This window comes from Actinomadura sp. GTD37, from assembly GCF_041951365.1.
In the GTDB taxonomy this organism is placed as follows: domain Bacteria; phylum Actinomycetota; class Actinomycetes; order Streptosporangiales; family Streptosporangiaceae; genus Spirillospora.
The window spans coordinates 263752-279488 of sequence record NZ_JBGNUS010000007.1 but is presented as its reverse complement, the minus strand read 5'-3'; the positions used below and the strand labels follow the sequence as shown (position 1 = coordinate 279488).

Here is a 15737-nt window from a genome sequence, read left to right as displayed (position 1 = left end):
CCGCGCCGCAGGAAGCCCCCGACGCTCGTGGGGGGCGCGAATCAGGTGATTCGGTTGGCGCCCGCGAAGTCGGACCGGTCCGACAGTTTGGAGATCTTCACCACATCGCCGGTCTGCGGGGCGTGCAGGTATTTGCCGCCGCTGAGGTAGATGCCCATGTGGTGGAGGTTGCTGCCGAAGTAGACGAGGTCGCCGGAGCGCAGCTGGCTCTGGGAGACCTTCGTGCCGAGCTGGTACAGGTCGCCGGTGTAGTGCGGCAGGCCGGACTTGCCGACCTGCGCGTAGGCCCAGACGACGAGGCCGGAGCAGTCGAAGCTGCTCGGGCCGGCGGCGCCCCACACGTACGGGGAGCCGAGTTTGCCGTAGGCCTTGCGGGCCATCTTGGCGGGCAGGTCGGAGCCCTTGATGGTCGCGGTGAGGCCGGTGCGCGGGTCGCTGGCGTGCGTGGTGGAGAGCTTGTCGAGGCGTTTCATCACCTCGGCGACCTTGGCCTTCGCCGCCGAGCGCGCCTTCTTGGCGTCGTCCCAGGCCTTCTCGACCCGGGCGGTCTTGGCCTTCGCGTCGCGTTCGGCGGCCTCGGCCCGCTCGATCTGCTTGCGCAGGGCGAGGACGGCGTGCGCCTGGTTCTGCACGAGGTAGGCGCCGTCGGACAGCCCGTCCGGGGATCCGGTCGCGCCGAAGATCGCGTCGGGGGCGCCGGCCATGTAGTTCGCGGCGGCCATCCGGCCGAGCTGCTCGCGGGAGGGGGCGGCCTGGGAACGCAGGGTCTGCGCCGTCTTGGCGGCGTCCCGCTGGGCCTTCTGCGCGGCCTTCAGGTCCACGCGGGTCTTGTTGAACTTCTCGGTGAGGATCTCGGCCTCTTCGTTCAGCGCGTTCAGGCTCTTGCGCAGCCCCTTCTCCGTCGTCGGAGTGGGGTTCGGCGCGGCCACGGCGGCGGCCGTCCGGAACGGCGGTGCGGCGTGGGCGGCGACGGGCGCGGTGGCGCCGAGGCCGATCAGGAGCATGGTCGCCGCGGTGGCGGCGGGCGTGACGCGACGCCGCCGGTGGGGGTCCGGTGCCAAGCCGGTGTTCTCCTCTCCTCGCGCGCCTACCGGGTTAGCTGACGGGTTCGGGCCAGGAGTCGCCCTACGGCGCGCGTCCTGCGACGTGCGTCGATTCACCCCGAGTTGCGTGGGTCCCCGGTTCTCCCCGCGGAGGGGAGATTCGGCGTCCCGGTCGCAGCCCCGTGGGGGTGGGGCTCCGCACGACCGGATCTCGGGCAGATTACAAAGAACGAGCAAAGATGGCGAATCGGAGGCCCGTGTGAAGGCGCGGGAGGCCCTGTGGCGGACGGGACGGACGCGCTCGGGATGGGGCGGCGCACGGCGGCGCGTAGAATGGAGTGCTGCCGCGTTTCTGCGGCGACTCTCCTGAAACCTCACGCAAGGTAACCCGCATGCCCATCTCCACGCGCGACGACCTCCGGAACGTCGCGATCGTCGCCCACGTCGACCACGGCAAGACGACGCTGGTCGACGCCATGCTCTGGCAGTCCGGGGCCTTCCGCGAGAACCAGGACGTCGACGACCGGGTCATGGACTCCAACGACCTGGAACGCGAGAAGGGCATCACCATTCTCGCGAAGAACACCGCCGTCAAGCACAACGGGCTGACGATCAATATCATCGACACGCCCGGCCACGCCGACTTCGGCGGCGAGGTGGAGCGCGGGCTGTCCATGGTGGACGGCGTCGTCCTGCTGGTGGACGCCAGCGAGGGCCCGCTCCCGCAGACCCGGTTCGTGCTGCGCAAGGCGCTCGCCGCCCGGCTGCCCGTGATCCTCGTCGTGAACAAGACCGACCGTCCCGACGCCCGCATCGACGAGGTCGTGGACGAGACGTACGAGCTGTTCATGGACCTCGACGCCGACGAAGGCCAGATCGACTTCCCGATCGTGTACGCGTCCGGCCGCGCCGGGCGGGCCTCGCTCGCCAAGCCCGCCGACGGCGCCATGCCGGACAGCGAAGACCTGGAGCCGCTGTTCTCGGTCATCACCGAGACGATCCCGGCGCCGTCCTACGACCCGGACGCGCCGCTGCAGGCGCACGTGACCAACCTGGACGCCTCCAGCTACCTCGGCCGGATCGCGCTCTGCCGCGTCCACGCCGGGACGATCAAGAAGGGCCAGCAGGTCGCCTGGTTCCGGCACGACGGCAGCGTCGAGCGGGTCCGGATCACCGAGCTGCTGATGACGGACGCGCTCGCCCGCAAGCCCGCCGACGACGCGGGTCCGGGCGACATCATCGCGATCTCCGGCATCCCCGACATCATGATCGGCGACACCATCGCCGACGCCGACGACCCGCGCCCGCTGCCGCTGATCACCGTGGACGAGCCCGCGATCTCGATGACGATCGGCACCAACACCGGGCCGATGGCCGGCCGGGAGAAGGGCACCAAGGTCACCGCCCGCATGGTCAAGGACCGGCTCGACCGCGAACTGGTCGGCAACGTGTCGATCAAGGTGCTGCCGACCGAGCGGCCGGACGCGTGGGAGGTGCAGGGCCGCGGCGAGCTGGCCCTCGCGATCCTGGTCGAGAACATGCGCCGCGAGGGCTACGAGCTGACCGTCGGCAAGCCGCAGGTCGTCACCCGCGAGATCGACGGCAAGCGGCACGAGCCGGTCGAGCGGCTCACGATCGACATCCCCGAGGAGCACCTCGGCGCGGTCACGCAGCTGATGGCGGTCCGCAAGGGCCGCATGGAGCAGATGACCAACCACGGCACCGGCTGGGTCCGGATGGAGTTCCTCGTCCCGGCCCGCGGCCTGATCGGGTTCCGCACCGAGTTCATGACCGAGACGCGCGGCACCGGCATGGCGCACCACGTCTTCGAGGACTACGAGCCCTGGTTCGGCCAGCTGCGCACCCGGCCGTCCGGCTCGCTCGTCGCCGACCGCACCGGCGTCGCCACCGCGTACGCGATCACGAACCTGCAGGAGCGCGGCACGTTCTTCGTCGGGCCGACCACCGAGGTGTACGAGGGCATGATCGTCGGGGAGAACTCCCGCGCCGACGACATGGACGTCAACATCACCAAGGAGAAGAAGCTCACGAACATGCGGTCGTCCACCGGCGACGAGCTGGAGCGGCTCACCCCGCCCCGCAACCTGTCGCTGGAGGAGGCGCTGGAGTTCTGCCGCGAGGACGAGTGCGTCGAGGTGACCCCGGCGAACGTCCGCATCCGCAAGGTCGTGCTGGACGCCAAGGAGCGCGAGCGCACCCGCGCCCGCACCAAGCGCGCCGGCTGACCTTCACCGCCGTGTGAAAGGGGGGCGGCCCCGGGGTTCCGAGAACCCCGGGGCCGCCCTTTCACGTACCGGTCACTTCAGCTGGACGGTCCCGGTCACGTCGGCGGCCAGGCGGAGCTGGTCGCCGTCGCGGAGGGGCGCCTCCACGCCCCGGGGGAGGCGTTCGCCGTTGACGAACGTCCCGTTGGTGGAGCCCTCGTCCCGCACCCAGGCCGTGCCGGACGGGTCGAGCCACACCGTCGAGTGGCGCCGCGACACGTTGTCGTACTGCGTGAACGTGGCCGCCACCGGCGACTGGCCGACGTCCCGGCCGAGCACGAGGTGCTGGCCGACCGAGACCTTCAGCTCGCCCGTGGGGAACAGCACCCGCAGGACGGGCGTGCCCTGCTTCGGCAGGGGCCGAAGGCACGAGTCGCACTGCGCGGCGCCCGGGTTGCTCAGCACCGCCTCGCAGTACGGGCACATGAACGCCGTGCTGTCGGGCGCAGGCCGGCCCTGGTTGTGGTCGTGCGGCAGCAGCGTCGCCTCACGGCCGTGCGGCGGCAGCGGCGGCTGGCCACCGTGCTGGGGACCGCCTTGCGGGGGGCCACCGAGCGGGGGACCGCCGTGGCCGCCGTGCTGCGGGCCGCCGTGCGGAGGCCCACCGTGCTGGGGCCCGCCCTGCGGCGGCTGCCCGTGCGGCTGGGGCGGCGGACCGAACTGGTGCTCGGCCGGCTGCGGAGCGCCGTACTGATCCTGCGGCGGTGCCCCGTACTGGTCCTGGGGGGCGCCGTACTGCTGCTCCTGAGGGGCCCCGTACTGCTCCTGCGGCGGTGCCCCGTACTGGTCCTGGGGGGCGCCGTACTGGTCCTGGGCCGGCTGGGGGGCGCCGTACTGGTCCTGAGGAGGCTGCGGAGCGCCGTACTGGTCCTGAGGGGGCTGGTACTGCTGCTGCTGCTCGCGCGGCTGGTACTGGTCCTGAGGAGGCTGCGGGGGACCCCATTGGTCCTGAGGCTGCTGCTGCGGCGCGCCCCACGGGTCAGCGGGCGGCTGCTGCTGCATCGGGGACTGGCCCCCGTGACCGCCCTGCTGGGGCCCGCCCTGCGGGGGACCGCCTTGGGGAGGCGCGCCGTGCTGTGGCTGTCCGTACTGGTCGGGTGCCTGCTGCTGGGGCGCCGGCGGCCCCCACGGGTCGGCCTGCTGTTGCTGCGGCGCGCCCCACGGGTCGGGCTGCTGGCCGGGCGGGCCCGGCTGCTGCTGCTGGCCGTAGGGGTCGTGGGGCTGCTGCGGCTGGCCGTACTGCTGCTGGCCGGGCTGCGGGGCGCCGTACTGGCCGCCCTGCGGCTGCCCGGGCGGCGGGCCGCCGGGACGCTGCTGGTCGTCGTACCCGCCCGGACCCTGCCGGTGGGCGCCGCCCCCGCCGCGCGCCAGGTTGGCCCCACAGTTCATGCAGAGCAGGTCGCCCTGCTGATGCGGCTCGCCGCAGACAGGACAGTTCAAGGTCGCCATGACACATCCCCCGAGCGCACCCCGGCGCGGTCGAGCCTCGACGTCAGGTGCTCCATGTCACCCCTTCGCGGGATCCCGATGTAGTACACCCGCCTTCCCTCCGGCCCTTCGTCCACGGACACCTGTACTCGGGGCCCTGTTGCTTCTCCAGTCTTGCCGATGTCGGCCAGTGCCCCGTACCGCCGCCGCCCCAGCGGGGACAGCGGCACGACGCGCTGGTTGGCCGACCCCCTCCAGAGTAGGGAGCCGTCGGCGGGGTGTCGCCCCCCCGGATTGAGCCGGTCGACGTACGGTCCGGTGATCACGGCGTCGCACATGTCCAGGATCTCGCGCGTCTCGCCGCCGCGGGAGAGCCGAGAGTAGACATATCCGCTATATACCAATATGTCCAACGCAATCGTCTCACGGTCGAGGGTGTCCCGCCACGCGTGGATACCGCGCAGCAGGGCCCCCAGCGCGGCCGGCTGCTGGAACGGCTCACCACCGGAAATGGTGACGCCGTCGACCGGTCCGGGCAGGGACGCGAGCCATCCTAAAACGGTCTCGACGGGCACCGCGCGGCGCGGGTCGGCCTCCCAGGTGTCCGTGGAGAGGCAGCCGTGACAGTGCAGCGTGCAGCCCTGCGTCCAGATGCCGGCGCGGATTCCGGGGCCGAGTGTGGTCACCGGATAGTGCGCCTTGGCGAGCAGCAGCGCCTCGCCGCCGCCCCCCGAGCCCTCCCCGCCGGCCGTGCCGGTCTCGCCGGTCACTGGAGTTCCAGATGGACGATGCTTCCCTCGCGCCGGATGCCCGTCACCGTGACCTTCTCGTCCGGGACGAGCTCCCGGTCGAACATCGCGCGCGCCAGCGGGTTGACGAAATGCGACTCCAGCGCCATGCCGATGCCGCGTCCGCCCTTGTCCAGCTCGCCCGTGCACCATTCGCGGAGCGTCGTCAGCGCGTCCCCCTTCACGGCGAGGGAGAGCCGGTGCTCCTCGGTGACCCGCCGGCAGATGTTCGCGAACTGCAGGTCGAAGATCTTGTGCGCGGCCCCGGCGGAGATGAAGTCGAACACGACGATGTTGTCGCCGAACCGGTTGAGCAGCTCGGGCCGGTTGAGGACCTCGGTGAAATGGTCGGCGACCGCGCCCTTGATGCGCTGCTCGACCTCGTCGTAGGCCATCCCGGGTGTGATGTTCTGCACACGGTCGGCCGTGCCGTACGGGAACGCGTCCCGGGTCGTCAGGTCGCGCCCCGGGACGTACATCCCGAGGTTCGAGGTGAAGATCAGGATCGACTCGGAGAAGTGCACGGTGTTGCCGCGCCCGTCGGTGAGGCGGCCGTCCTCCAGGATCTGGAGGAACTTGTCCAGGATCCGCGGGTGCGCCTTCTCGATCTCGTCGAAGAGGATCACCCGGAACGGGTCCTCGCGGACGGCGTTGGTCAGCTCGCCGCCGGCCTCGTGCCCCACGTAGCCGGGCGGCGACCCGATCAGCCGGTCGCCGGACCCCTCGCCGGAGAACTCGCTCATGTCGAAGCGCAGGTAGGCGGACTCGTCCCCGAACACCAGCTCGGTGATCGCCTTCGCCAGCTCCGTCTTGCCGGTGCCGGTCGGGCCCGCGAAGAACAGCACGCCGCGCGGCCGGCTGCCGGACCGGGTCGCCTGCGCCCCCGACAGCCCCAGCACCGCCCGCTTCAGGATGTCGAGGGTCTTGGTGACGGCCTGCGGCTGCCCGATCACCCGCTCCGGGACGCGCTTCTCGCCCTCCAGCACCCGGCGGCGCAGATGGCCCCGGCTCCACGGGTTGTCGAGGACGCCGAGCTTGTAGGTGCGCACCGCGTCCGGCAGGTCGGCCAGGTCGACGTTGCGCTCCTTCGCCAGCCGCGTCACCTCGATCATCGACTGGAGGGTGAGCCCGTCGGCCTGCTCGGCGAACGCGTCGCACGCCGCGGCCGCGGCCTCGTCCGTCCCGGCGTCGGTGACCCCGAACGCGCGCGCCAGCAGCCGCGCCGTCTCCTGCCGGTCGCCGAGGTGCGGGCGCGGGATCGTGATCTCGCGGATGTTCTCGTTGTCGGCCGTCAGCCACGGCGGCAGATCGCCGGGCCGCTCCACCAGCCAGACGACCGGGTTGTAGAGCGGCTTCGGCCGCGCCCCCGTCACCCGGACGGGCCGGGCGCTGCGCGACAGCTTCGCGCAGAACCGGAAGAAGTCGCGCTCGCCGGGCTCCAGGTCGGTCGGCGTGCGGGCGATCCGCGACGCGGAGTCGATCACGAACGCGGCGCGGATGTCCTCGCCGGGGCGCGCCACCGCGGCCAGGTGCCGGGTCAGCCCCTCCAGCGACGGCTTCTCGTCCGGCTTGGTCTTGCCGAGCAGCCGCTGCGCCGCCTGCGCCGCCGCGTCGTCGCCGTCCGGGTAGACCTGGAGGCCGTCCACCGGGTCGTACACGATCATGCAGGACGCGCCGCTGGAGTGAAGCGTCTCCCAGAGCAGCCCGCGCAGCGGCAGCAGCCGCGCCGGGCCGGCGCCCTCCGCCGGCGGCGCGAGGAAGCTGTCGTAGAGGTTCCCCGACAGGACGTACTGGGAGTGCACCGAGAGGGTCGCGTCGAGCTCGCGGATGAACGGCGGCCAGCCCTGCAGCCGGCCCCCGAGAGTCGGCGAATCAATGCTCATCTGCGCTCCCCCGCGGGGTGACGGCCGTCACAGGGAGACGGCCTCATGCGGCCCCGCTCCATATCCCCGTCCCCCGGCATCTCAGTTATGACGCTCGCGATGGTGCTCGCGTTGCCCGGCACGTCCCCTAGTCTGCCGTGATCGCGCCGAGACCGGCAGCTCGCGCACCCCGGGCTCCAGCCGCCACCCGACGTCCGCGCGGATCCCCGCGTCCGCCAGCCGGGCCCGCGCCGCCTCGAACGCCTCGCACCACTCCCGCTCCCGCTCCACGTCCACCCGCCGGTCGTCCTCGCTCTCGGCGGGCCGCTCGCGCATCATCGAGGCCCGGACGTGCGCGGCGTCGTCGACCCGCATCCGGACGCTGTGGTCGGGCCAGGCGCCCTTGGTGAGCGTCACCGTGCCGTCCTCGGCCGTCAGCGTCTCGAACCCGGCGTGGACCTCGTACCCCATGTCCTCGAACGCGGCGGTGATCGAGTCGAGGACGTAGCGGCGCTCGGCCCCGGCCTGCTCGGCGGCGTCGCGCTCGGCCGCCAGCCGCCGCTCCTCCGCCCGCCGCTCCTCGGTGCGGCGGTTGGCGGACTGGATCCGCAGCCGCACCTCGTGCAGGACGCCCTCGGCCTCCTCCGCCGTCCCGGCCTCCGCGAGCAGCCGGGCCGCCTCCGCGACGGCCCGCCGCTCCGCGTCCGCCGCGTCCGGCAGCAGCCGCGCCATGATCCGTTCGAGGTTCCGCTGGACGTCGTCGTCGTCGCCGCCGGCCGGCGGGGGCGCGGGCCGCGCCGCGGCGGCTGTGAGGCCCTCCGCGGGGACGGCGAAGATCTGCGTGCTGACCTGGGCGGCGAGGTGCTCGGACAGGCGCCGTTCCGCCTCGTCCAGGGCCTGGTCGGCGGCCGCGCACCAGGCGGCCAGCTCCGCCGGCGTCTGCTCGTCCGGCCGCAGCCGCTCGGGCAGCGGCACCTCCGCGCCGATCTTCGCGCGGGTCTCGGCGAGCGCCGCGATGCGCGCGTTGCGCTCCACGACCTCGCGCAGGGCGCGCTCGTGCGACTCGACCTCGGCGAGGGCCGCCGCCCGCGCCTCGGCCCGCCCGGCGGCGAGCGCCGCGAGCGCCTCCGCGCCGCGTCCGGCCAGTCCGGCGCCGCGGCCGAGCACCCGGTTCATGCCCAGGCTGAGCACGACCGCCGCGTCCAGCGCGATGTCGGCGTCGATTCCGCTGCTCAAGGAGTGCCTCCGATCGTGCGGGCCTGCCGCCAGCGGTGCAGCCGCACACCCGCCGCGACGGCGTGCGCGGCGGGGACGGCGATGAGGACGAGAAGCCAGAGCAGGCTCGCGACCGACGTCAGCGCCGCGAGCAGGAGCAGGAGGAGCAGCAGCGGGAGCGTCACGGCGATCAGCAGGACGCCGCAGCCGCGCCGCCCCGTCCGCCGCGCGGCGCCCGACATCGTCTGGGACGCCTTCGAAAGGCCCCGGCCGCCCGCCCCGAGGACCCCCGACAGCATCGACCACGGGCCGTTGCGGAGGTAGTCCTCGCCCTGCGCGCGCGCGAGCAGCACTTCACTGCCGCACTGCACCGCCCAGGCGAGGACGGACACGACGGCCAGCGCGCCGAAGGAGAAGCCCGACGACGAGCCGTGCACGCCGACGGACGTCGTCCCGCTGTCACTGCCGCCGCCGCCGAACAGCGAGCCGACCACCCAGCTGCCTGCGAGCCAGAAGAACAGCGCCGGCAGCGTCCACAGGACGGCCTTGCCCATGGCCGCGTTGCGGCCGGCGAGCCGCCGCCGTTCGCGCTCCGCCCACTGCGCGCGCAACTCCTCGTCCCGCTGCTCGGCGGTGCGCCGGTCGCGCGCCCGGGACTCGCTCTCCAGGACGGCCTCCGGAGCGGCGCGCGTCACCGCGAGGAGGCGCAGCGGATCGTCACCGGCCCCGTCCGCCATCCAGGTGAACCACGGCACCGGCCCGGAGACCGCCTCCCGCGCCCGCGCCGCGCCCTCCGAGATCAGCCGGTCGGTCTCCGCCGGACGCGCCGCCAGCGCGAGCAGCGTGAGCAGGACGGCGGGCGGCTCCTCGGCCTCCGCGTCCGGCAGCCGCCGCGCGACGCCCGGCGGCATGGCGTCCTGCTCGCGCAGCCAGCGGACGAGGTCGTTCCACGCCGTCACGTGAGCGCGCCACTGGTCGTCGATCCGGCCCAGCTCCTCCGCGCCCTCGAAACCGGCCAGCACGTGCAGCAGGTGGTGCTCCCACAACGCGCGGCCGATGAGGCGGGCCGTCCCGTGGTCGGGGTGGCGGTGGTCGCCGGCCAGCGCGGCGAGCCCCGGCAGATCGCCGGCGGCGACCCGGCGGCCGAGGAAGTGCGGAGGGAGCGCCGGATCCAGCCAGCGCACCAGATGCAGCAGCTTCACGTCCGGGGGGAGCCGCGTCATGAGGTAGCCGTCGATCAGGCCGATGCGGCTGTCGTCCGGGACGTCCGCGAGCCACTCGCGCAGGCTCCGCCATGCCTCGCCCGACTCGCCGCGTCCGAAGAAGTACTGCGCGGCGTGATCCCAGTGCTCGACAAGCGCGCGCGCCAGCTCGTCCCGCCTGGTGTAGCGGTGGCCCTGGAAAGGGAGGCCGCTGCCGGCCTCCGCTTGCGGGCTCTCCTCGGCGACCGGCGGCGAGCCCCCGTCCAGCCACTCCCGAACCTGCTCGCCCGTCCACCTTCTGCGCGGATCCCGGGCCAGCAGGCCGCGGCACAGCATCCGCAGCCTCGGGTCGGGGACGTCGTCCGCGCTGACCGGGCGCGTCGCGAGATGGTCGACCACCACGGTCTCGCTGAGCCCCTGGAACGGCGCCCGCCCCGTCGCCAGCTCCCGGACGATCATGCCGAGCGACCACCAGTCGCGCGCCGGCGACACCTGCCCGGACAGCGACTCCGGGGCCGCGTACGCGAGCGTCCGCGACGACGACGCGAACACCACGCTCTGGTCGAGGACCTTGCTCAGCCCGAAGTCGGCGATCGCCAGCCGCAACGGGCCCGTCCCCAGCACCAGGACGTTCTCGGGTTTCAGATCGCGGTGGACGATGCCCGCCCGGTGCAGCGCCGCCAGTCCCGCGGCGAGCTGCGCCGCGGCCTCGCGGACCCCCTCCTCCGGGAGCGGCCCCTCCTGCATCAGCGCCCGCAGGTTGCCGTCCGGCACGTACGAGGTGATCTCGTAGTCGCGCCCGTCCGCGTGCCCGGTCTCCAGGATCCGCAGGACGTTCGGCGAGCCGAGCGCGGGCAGCTTCGCCCACACGTCCCGGTCGGCCCGGTAGCCGCGGCGGAAGATCTTCACCACGTACGCGTCGCCGCGCGCGTCCCGCACCAGCAGCAGATCCGACTCGGCGCCCTGCACGGGCAGCTCCGCGACCGTCGCGTACCGCTCGCCGAGCACGGCGGGCAGCCGCATCAGCGAACCGCCCGCCGCCGTCCCGTCCCGCGCCGTCTCCGCCGCCGACCTCGGGCCGGGCACCCGCGCGCCCTCGCGCCGCGTCGCCCCGGCGTCGCGCCGCGTGTCGCGCGGCGGCGTCCCGTCGAACTCGCCCACCAGCAGCCCCGTCTAGACCTTGTCCTTGATGATCCGCAGATACTCGGCCTGCTTGAAGCGGACCACCACCGCCTCCATGAGGATCCGGACGAACAGCATCTGGAAGAACCAGATCAGCGGCGTCGCGATGATCAGCAGAACGGCCACGGCCCAATAGAAGTCCAGGGAGATGATCCAGATGGCGAGCCCGACGATGGCGAGGCACTCGAAGGTGACCATCACCATCGACAGGGCGTAGAAGACCTTGAGCAGCTTCGGAGTCACCAGCGAGTCGAAGTTGGCGTCCAGGAGAGCGCCGAGCAGGCCCTTGTCGGTTCGTTCGGGCGGAGCCCAGCTCTGCTGCTCGGGCGGGCCCGCGGGACCGACCGGGCCCGGCGGGCGGGGGCCGGGGACGGGCCCAGGCTGCCGCGGACCGGGCGGTCCGCCGTACGGGCCCCCCGGCGGGCCGGGCGCCTGCGGGCGCGAAGGGTGACCGGGGTCCGAAGGATTCGTCATCGCCGTCGTCTCCAGTGTGGGGCCTACAGACAGACTCTAGAGCCTGCACCCGTCCGGCACCCGGCCCAGCCACGCGCTGCCGTCCCCGTCGCCTCCCTCCCGTGTCGCCGACGCCACGGACCGGGCTCCTCGGAATCGCGGTCGTCCGGTCGGGGCCACCCCCGTGGAAACCGGTTCCTTCTTCTCAGGCGGCCTGTACGTTGTGGGGAGTCACGGGGATGGCGGCGGGTCTGGGCCCGACCATCCGCATTGGCGTCGGATCGGAAGAGCGCGGCGGTACTGGTGGTGTCGAGCTGGCTTCTCGTAATCGTGCCCCTGCTGCTGGGACCGGCTCTCGGCATCGGCGGCGTTCACCGTTACCGCACGTCCAAGGCGTTCCTCGCCTCGGCATATCGCGTTCCCGGAATCGTCGCCGGGGTCCATCGAACGTCGACCACGGACTCCTACGAATACTTCCCGGTCCTGCGTTTCCGCACATTGGACGGCGCCGACATCGAGACGGTCGGCCAGACCAGGGCGGGATCCTACGAGCTCTTCCGGCTCAAGGGACACCAGGTCGAGGTCCTGTACGACCCGCGGAACCCCCGGACGGCGCGAATGAACACCTCTTCCGGACGCGCACTTTCAGGTTCGATCGGGATGGTCGCGGTCGGCTGCGTGTTCACGGCCATCGGAATCGCGCTGCTGTACGCGAACGCGACGTGAACCGGCGTGAGCTGACGTGACGCGCGGACGGGACGAGAATCGATGATCATGTTCGTGCTGCCGCCCGCGGGGTTCGCCGTCGGGATGCTCCTGGCGCCCATGGCGGCCCCGTACGTCGGCGCCGTCCCGCGCCGCCGGCGGATCCTGGCGGGGCTGGTCACGGCCGTCCTCTTCGGGCTGCTCGGGTGGCGGGCCGGGGCGGAGCCCGTCCTGCCCGCGCTGCTCTACCTCGCGGCGGCCGGGACCCTGCTCGCCTTCATCGACGTCGAGGTCAAGCGGCTCCCGGACCGGTTCACGCTGCCGTCCTACGGGATCGCGGCGGCGCTGCTGGCGGTGGCCGCGCCGTTCGCCGACGACGGATGGCCGCGGTTCGGGCACGCGCTCATCGGCATGGCGGCGCTGTTCGTCCTCTATTTCGCGCAGGCGTTCGCGGTCCCGGCGGGGATCGGGATGGGCGACGTCAAGCTGTCCGGCGTGCTCGGCCTCTGCCTCGGCTGGTTCGGACGGGACGCCTGGGTGCTCGGCCTCCTCGCGACCTACGTCCTCGGCGGCCTGGTCGCCGTCGGCATCATGATCGTCCGCCGGACGCGGAAGGGCGAGTTCCCCTTCGGCCCCTACATGCTCGCCGGGGCGCTCGTCTCCGTCCTGTCCTTCGCCGGCTGAGGCCGGTCAGCCGCAGAGCTTCGCACCGGCCTGCACTCCTCCGCCGATCTTGTTGATGGCGGGCGGCGCGAGCCGGACGCCGTTCGTGCCGAGGACGAGCCGCACCTCGTCCGGCGGGGCCTTCGCATCGGCGGTGAGCACCGCGTCGGGGACGTCCCGCGCCAGCGCCGACGCCTGCGGTTCCGCCGCCGGCGCGTAGACGAGGCGGCTCTCCGCCGTCCCGGCGCCCTTCTCCACCTTCTTCGCGACTTTGTAACCGCGCAGCTTCAGCTGCCTGACGACGCGCTCGACCAGCTTGTCCCTGGCCCCGGCCGCGACGACGGTGACGTGCACCTTGCCGGGCGCGGGCGGCTCGGCCTGCGCGGGCTTCGCCGGCCCCGTGGGCTCGGCGGGCAGTTCGCCGTCGTGCTGGATCGCCTCGAACAGCGGCTTCGCCAGCTCCCGGTTCCACTGGACGCGGTTCGGGTCCGGCGCGTAACCCTCGACCGGGACGGTCACGAACCGCACCTGCCCCGCGCTCATCCCCTTGAGTCCGTCCGCCAGCTTCCGCATCGCCGCGAGGTCGAGGTCGTCGTCGGTCGTCATCGACTTGGTCGCGGCCTTGAGGAACTTGTACGTCTTGGCCGGATCGGTGAGGACGGAACCGCTGGTGGCCTTGTCGACGACCGAGGCCATGAATTTCTGCTGGCGCTCGATCCGCTCAAGGTCGGACCCGTTGCCGAGCGAATAGCGGGCCCGCACGTAGCCGAGCGCCTCATCGCCCTTGACGGTCTGCTTCCCCGCCTTCAGGTAGAGCTCGGCCCGCGGATCGTTCACCGGCTTGTCGACGCAAATCTGGACGCCGCCCAGCGCGTCGACCATCCGCTTGAACCCGGCGAAGTCCACCTGGACGAAATGGTCGATGTGGATACCGGTGAGCGACTCCAGCGTCTTCCACGTGCAGGTCGGGCCGGCGTACGCGAAGGCCGCGTTCAACATGCCGAACTGCGCCGGAACGGTCCCGCCCTTCTCCTTCTTGCACGCGGGCATCTTCACCATCGAGTCGCGCGGAAAGCTGATCCCGACGGCCTGGTCCCGGTTCGGGGAAAGGTGCAGCAGCATCGTGGTGTCCGACCGCGCCCCCGACATACCCGGCACCGCGTACCGCGCGTTGTCGCCCTCCCGCGTGTCGGACCCGATCAGCAGGATGTTGAGCGACTTGTTCAGCTTCTTCGGCCGGTCCGTCCCGAGCTTGTCGCTGACGTGCTCCTTCTCGATGCCCCCCATGATGTCGTGGTACAGCCACGCCGCCCCGCCGCCCCCGAGCAGCAGCACGACGACCACCCCGACCGCGACCCGCCGCCAGACCCTCCGCCGCCGCCCCTCACCCTTCTTGCCGCTCCCAGCCCCGCCCTGCTCGGCCGAGGGCACGTCCGCGCCCCCGCCCTTCGCCTCGCCTTCGCCCGTGGAATCCTCCGCACCGCCCCGCTTGGCCGCCGAAACGACGACCGTGGCCTCACCGGCGTCCGCACCCTCCGCCTTTTCACCCGCCGCCTGCCCGCGTCGCTCCGACCCGGCTCCAGCCTTACTAGTGCCCTCGGCTTCCGCCGATTCATCTACCGCAGGGTCGCGCTGCTCGGAGCCGACCTCGGTAGCGGGTTCGGCGGGGCGGTCCGGGGCGGGGGCGGCTTGGGTGGGCTCGGGAGGGACGGCGGTGTGCGGCTTCTCGCCTTGGTCCCCGGTCGCCGGTTCGGTTTCGGCTTCGGGCGGCCCCGCGGCGTCGGGGGCCTCTGGGGTGTCATGGGCGGCCTTGTCCGGTCCGAGGTCGTCGTGGCCGGGGTCTTTGTCGCTCATCGGTCCCGTTTCGGGCGGGCCCTGTCGAGGGCGGGTGGTTCGGGTGATTGATCATTCTATGGAGGCGGGGGAGCGGGCTCCTCCTATTGGATGCCTGAGGCGCCCTTTCTGTTGACAGGAGGGCGGAATACCCGGGCGGCCGGATCGGGCCGGGTTCCGTACGATCGGTGCCGTGAACGAGGGGTGGGTGATCGGCGGTCGGTTCACCATGCTCGACCGGATCGGGACCGGGGGGACGAGTCGTGTGTGGCGCGCCTACGACCATGCGGAGAGGCGGTACTGCGCGGCCAAGCTCGTCCGGCGGCGGGGGCCGGCGTTGATGCAGCGGGTCGTCCGGGAGCGGGCGCTGCGGCTGGCGCATCCGCATGTGGTGACGCCGTACGCGTCATGCATGACCGATGACGACGTCCTCTTGGCGATGGACCTGATGAGCGGCGGTTCGCTGGAGACGCTCCTCGGGGACTACGGCAGGCTGCCGCCCGAGTACGCGGCCGAGGTGCTCGATCAGCTGCTGGCCGCGTTGAGCCACATCCACGGGGCCGGGGTCGTCCACCGGGACGTGAAGCCCGCCAACCTGCTGCTGGAGCCGAGCCCGGTCGGGGCGCCGCACGTGCGGCTGGCCGACTTCGGGATCGCGCTGGGGGACGACGGGATGCGGTTCACCACGACCGGGTTCACCATGGGCACGCCCGGATACCTGGCGCCCGAGGTGCTCGACTGGAACCGTCCGGGCCCGCGCCAGGACTTGTACGCCGCCGGCATGGTCTGCTGGCGCATGCTGACCGGCGCGGGCGACCCCGCGCCCCGGCAGCGGGTCGGGTCGCCGCCCGCCGGGGTGCCGCCGATGCTGTGGTCCGTCGTCGGCCGCCTGTGCGCGGACGATCCCGCGCAGCGCCCGGGGAACGCCGACATGGCGCGGCGGGCGCTGGCCGGGTGCCGCCTGGAGCTGCGGTTCCCCGTTCGGACGCTGGACGGCGAACCCCTGCAGATCTTCGATCACCTCGGTCCGCCACCCCGCTGACCGCCCCCGCCCACAACCGCCCACAACCGCCCACAA

At 72.6% G+C, this 15737-nt stretch carries 12 protein-coding genes and 1 riboswitch; of the genes, 4 read left to right on the top strand and 8 right to left on the bottom strand.

The window, feature by feature from the left end:
- Positions 1–41: 41 nt before the first annotated feature.
- Entirely contained in the window at positions 42–1061 is a 1020-nt protein-coding gene (locus tag ACA511_RS31700) for an NlpC/P60 family protein (protein WP_375028339.1), read from the bottom strand.
- Positions 1062–1068: 7 nt separating this feature from the next.
- Positions 1069–1219, bottom strand: a riboswitch (cyclic di-AMP (ydaO/yuaA leader).
- A 216-nt stretch (positions 1220–1435) separates the two neighbouring features.
- Here ACA511_RS31700 and typA point away from each other — a divergent pair.
- Positions 1436–3289 carry a translational GTPase TypA gene (gene typA / locus ACA511_RS31695; RefSeq protein ID WP_375028338.1) on the top strand — a complete coding sequence of 618 codons (1854 nt, stop codon included), beginning with the start codon at positions 1436–1438 and terminating at the stop codon, positions 3287–3289.
- Positions 3290–3361: 72 nt separating this feature from the next.
- On the opposite strand, the gene ACA511_RS31690 is transcribed toward typA, so the two are convergent.
- The 6 genes from ACA511_RS31690 to ACA511_RS31665 all read right to left on the bottom strand — a co-directional run bounded on the left by ACA511_RS31690 (position 3362) and on the right by ACA511_RS31665 (position 11479).
- Entirely contained in the window at positions 3362–4777 is a 1416-nt protein-coding gene (locus ACA511_RS31690; RefSeq protein ID WP_375028337.1) for an FHA domain-containing protein, read from the bottom strand.
- Positions 4765–5526 (bottom strand): 4Fe-4S single cluster domain-containing protein, encoded by a 762-nt coding sequence (locus ACA511_RS31685; RefSeq protein WP_375028336.1) that lies wholly within the window; start codon positions 5524–5526, stop codon positions 4765–4767. The genes ACA511_RS31690 and ACA511_RS31685 overlap by 13 nt, the downstream gene beginning before the upstream one ends.
- The gene (locus tag ACA511_RS31680) at positions 5523–7427 is read right to left on the bottom strand and encodes an AAA family ATPase (RefSeq protein WP_375028335.1); all 1905 of its coding nucleotides are present in this window, start codon (positions 7425–7427) and stop codon (positions 5523–5525) included. The genes ACA511_RS31685 and ACA511_RS31680 overlap by 4 nt, the downstream gene beginning before the upstream one ends.
- An 81-nt stretch (positions 7428–7508) precedes the next feature.
- Positions 7509–8642: a response regulator receiver protein gene (locus ACA511_RS31675; RefSeq protein WP_375028334.1), complete on the bottom strand. Its 1134-nt coding sequence runs from the start codon at positions 8640–8642 to the stop codon at positions 7509–7511.
- Positions 8639–10984, bottom strand: coding sequence for a protein kinase (locus ACA511_RS31670; protein WP_375028333.1), 2346 nt, complete (start codon positions 10982–10984; stop codon positions 8639–8641). Before ACA511_RS31670 ends, ACA511_RS31675 begins: the two co-directional genes overlap by 4 nt.
- A 12-nt stretch (positions 10985–10996) precedes the next feature.
- The gene (locus ACA511_RS31665; RefSeq protein WP_375028332.1) at positions 10997–11479 is read right to left on the bottom strand and encodes a DUF4282 domain-containing protein; all 483 of its coding nucleotides are present in this window, start codon (positions 11477–11479) and stop codon (positions 10997–10999) included.
- A 282-nt stretch (positions 11480–11761) separates the two neighbouring features.
- On the opposite strand from ACA511_RS31665, the gene ACA511_RS31660 reads away from it, so the two are divergent.
- Positions 11762–12184 (top strand): DUF3592 domain-containing protein, encoded by a 423-nt coding sequence (locus ACA511_RS31660; protein WP_375028331.1) that lies wholly within the window; start codon positions 11762–11764, stop codon positions 12182–12184.
- A 42-nt stretch (positions 12185–12226) separates the two neighbouring features.
- Positions 12227–12847: a prepilin peptidase gene (locus ACA511_RS31655; RefSeq protein ID WP_375028330.1), complete on the top strand. Its 621-nt coding sequence runs from the start codon at positions 12227–12229 to the stop codon at positions 12845–12847.
- Positions 12848–12853: 6 nt separating this feature from the next.
- Here the strand turns inward: ACA511_RS31655 and ACA511_RS31650 are convergent, their stop codons facing one another.
- A complete protein-coding gene (locus ACA511_RS31650) occupies positions 12854–14680 on the bottom strand; it encodes an LCP family protein (protein ID WP_375028329.1) in 1827 nt (608 codons plus the stop codon).
- Between the two features lie 172 nt (positions 14681–14852).
- On the opposite strand from ACA511_RS31650, the gene ACA511_RS31645 reads away from it, so the two are divergent.
- Positions 14853–15701, top strand: a complete 849-nt coding sequence (locus ACA511_RS31645; protein WP_375028328.1) for a serine/threonine-protein kinase — start codon at positions 14853–14855, stop codon at positions 15699–15701.
- The last annotated feature ends 36 nt before the right edge of the window (positions 15702–15737 follow it).